The sequence below is a fragment of the Bacillus sp. AP50 genome, assembly GCF_040492675.1.
Classification (GTDB): Bacteria; Bacillota; Bacilli; order Bacillales; family Bacillaceae_G; genus Bacillus_A; species Bacillus_A cereus.
In genome coordinates, this window is sequence record NZ_JBEUTW010000509.1 from 1 (window position 1) to 3,146 (window position 3,146).

The window sequence follows — 3,146 nt, forward strand, 5'->3', positions numbered from 1 at the left end:
CCTGTAGCTCCTATGATAATCACACTACTACAAACAAGTACAATTAATAGGATAAACGAAACTAAATAAATACGATCATAATTTTTTGACATCTTCTCGTATTTTATGCGTTTTTTCCTTGCATCCATTTTAATTCCTCCTTTATATGATCCATTTCACTCTCAGATAAATCTCGCCCTAAAAAAAGAAACAATCTATCGTTTTAAATAATTAGTTTGTTTTTTTATCAACTAATTTATATAACGTAAAAAGAAATCCTACCAATATTAAGCTTTCCACCATGATAATTTCCATCCTCTCCTTCCTTTTAACCCCAACACATCAGATAAAAGTTATTTATATCCCATATTGGCTGCAACAAACAAAAAGGATCCCCCTTCTCTTAAAGGCCGATCCTTTTCTCCTTGTATGCAACTATTTTTACCTATTCTTGATTAATTAGAATAATAGCTGGTCCATCTACACGAATTCCACCAACTTCGATTTTTTCATAAGACTCAACTGTAATAGAGATGATCCCTTCTCGCTTCTTTAATTCATTACTTAATTCTTTTGTTAACATTTTTTTCATGTGTGTACTCCTTCTTACTGCTTAATTTACTATTGGTATGTAAATAAAATTTAAATTGGTTTCCTGGTCTGGAAACCAATTTTTTGTAGTTGACCATATGGTGTTACCAGTTCGTTTATCAATTTTAAGTAAAGAAGATAAACAATTACTATTCACCGTCTCAGTAGATATAAGGCACTCTTAAAGATAGTGGTGAGATTGATTGTTTTTTCTTCTAGAAATAATGACTTAGATAGTATATTACCTAAAACAATGAAAGCCCTACCTCTCTTTCATCCTTACTGCTCCTTGTCCGTGCCAGTGTGAATCAGGATTGTAAAAATCAAGTGACTATTTAATCTAGTTATTTGATGAAACTTCAAACGTTCGTAAAAGAAATTTAAAAATAAAAATGGATTAGATTGAAGTAATAACAAAAGAGGTATCTACTCTAAAAGTGAGTTGAAGAAATTGAATATCTTTGAAATACTTTCCTTTTAATAATCATCATATACCCAGAGAATTCAGGATATTTCCGAGGGATGTCATACAGTATTTATAATAAATCTCAACAGAAACTTTTTATTTGTTTTTCAGTGATTCCTTTAATTAATTCTAGCTCACTGACCAAAAATTTATATGCATCATCCAACAATTTTTTTTCGCTTGTATTCAGTGCTTTTTCCTTCTTTATACGGATTAAATCACGTATAACTTCAGCACCTTCTTGTATTTCACCCGTTTTTATTTTATCTGTGTTTACTTTATACCTTTGTTTCCAAGGCATTAATTCGCCTGATTCTCCATGCTGAAAAATGTGTATAATGCGCGTTAATGTAAGTATATCAATAACTGGGCGTATATTCGAACTCAATATTTTGCCTTTAGGAATCATGATTTGCATATTACTAATGGACATTTTTATGACATAATAAAGTTGCTTTTTCCCTGAGAACTCTTTTTCTTCTATGGCTTCAATTATACCTGCTCCGTGCATTGGATAAACAATGTTATCCCCAATTTGAAACATATAACCCACCTCCATATGTGGTAACCTTCTCAAGCTTAACACATATGTTATTTTTTATCAAAAGTTCAATAATATCATGAGTTTATTTTTGGTGTCAATAACTTTTTTCTTCGGAAGTTAAATTAAGGAAAACAGCCGCAAAATAATAGAGAGCGTTCTAGATTTCAAATAAAAGAAAAGGGAATTCCCACGCGTATATTCTGAAATCTCTACTCATTAACGTAGATCAGTTTTTCCTTGAAAACGGCCAAATCGATCCCGTATTTTTTTCAATCTTATATGATACTCCAAAATCTCAATTCTTGCTTTTTCTGCTAGAGGGGCAATTGGTCGTAAGTCTTTTAACCCCCAATACTCAACCACTACATCAAGTACTTGATCAAAATATTGTAGTGGCCCATAGTTTGCTTCTTTTGCAATCACAGCCATTCTATTTTCAAAATCAGGCATGACGGCACCTGGCATTTTAAAATTCCTAATCACATTGGCAATATGGTAGCAATAATTTGGTTCCAATTCTAAATGTGTTCGAATAACGTCTCGATAAAACGCATAATGAAGTGTTTCATCTTTTGCAAGACGGCGTAATAATGTAGCCAGATCTGGATCATGCTTACTTGCCACCTTAGCTACATTATTGTAAAACACCATTGTTGCAAGTTCTTGTAGCGTCGTATACGTCATGGCTTCGATTGGTGTATGAAAATCAGGCTCAAATCCACACTCAACGACTGATTTTCTTAATTCATGTATACGTTTAGGGTTTACACTTCGAGTGAGTAGTAAATATGTCTCTAATAAATTCGAATGTTGATCCTCTTCTGAGGTCCAAGTATGAATAAAGTCTGTAATAACAGAAAGGGAACCTTTAAAAGTCGCAGATAAATACGTTGTAAACCATGGTAAATTCACTTCTGTTAATAAAGCTGTTTCAATGGCTGTAATTACACCAGTAGGAAGAGTAACTTGACTTTCATCCCAAGGAACTCTTTTAAAGTCCATTCCCTTATCCCATGGTAAAAACTCATGATAACCCCAGTCTATCTTCTGCGCTCTAATTTTATGTTGTTCATACAGTTCTTTTAAACGTGGTTCTAATCGGAAATCTAAATCATTTGTTAGCATAAAAGTCCCCCCATTTCTTATCACAGATAGTCATTCTATTTTTACTCTTAAAATTTTCTACAAATAAATATTACGTTCCTTTTTTTAAGTCAAACATAATAAATTTGTAACAAAACCTTTTAAGAGCGCTATATTTTTATAGGATTTTTTTATTAAAAGAGGGACCGTTACATCTATTTTCTTTTTTATAAAATAGATATTGAGGCAAACAATATGTTAGTTAGTCAAAATAAAAACTAACCTCAGTAAATACAGAATAACATTCATGGATAAAGATACTCGTCATGTTGTAAATTTTGGTGAGTGTAAAAAGGTGCATGCCTATAAAGAATCGTTTTATAATAAAGATTGATAGTGTTTTATATACACTATCAACTTATTTAGACGTAAGATTATAATCCAATATATTAGATTAAGCGCTTGAAAAAAATATAGTTGATG

General features: G+C 31.7%; 3 protein-coding genes. All 3 read right to left on the reverse strand.

Going from position 1 to position 3,146, the window contains the following annotated elements; all coding sequences use genetic code 11:
* Positions 1 to 424: 424 nt before the first annotated feature.
* The 3 genes from ABWK52_RS25630 to ABWK52_RS25640 all read right to left on the reverse strand — a co-directional run bounded on the left by ABWK52_RS25630 (position 425) and on the right by ABWK52_RS25640 (position 2,705).
* Positions 425 to 571, reverse strand: coding sequence for a BC1881 family protein (locus tag ABWK52_RS25630; RefSeq protein ID WP_000738548.1), 147 nt, complete (start codon positions 569 to 571; stop codon positions 425 to 427).
* Positions 572 to 1,118: 547 nt separating this feature from the next.
* Positions 1,119 to 1,580 carry a CarD family transcriptional regulator gene (locus ABWK52_RS25635; protein WP_000486298.1) on the reverse strand — a complete coding sequence of 154 codons (462 nt, stop codon included), beginning with the start codon at positions 1,578 to 1,580 and terminating at the stop codon, positions 1,119 to 1,121.
* 216 nt (positions 1,581 to 1,796) lie between these two features.
* Positions 1,797 to 2,705 carry an acyl-ACP desaturase gene (locus ABWK52_RS25640; protein ID WP_353772217.1) on the reverse strand — a complete coding sequence of 303 codons (909 nt, stop codon included), beginning with the start codon at positions 2,703 to 2,705 and terminating at the stop codon, positions 1,797 to 1,799.
* Positions 2,706 to 3,146: the final 441 nt, after the last annotated feature.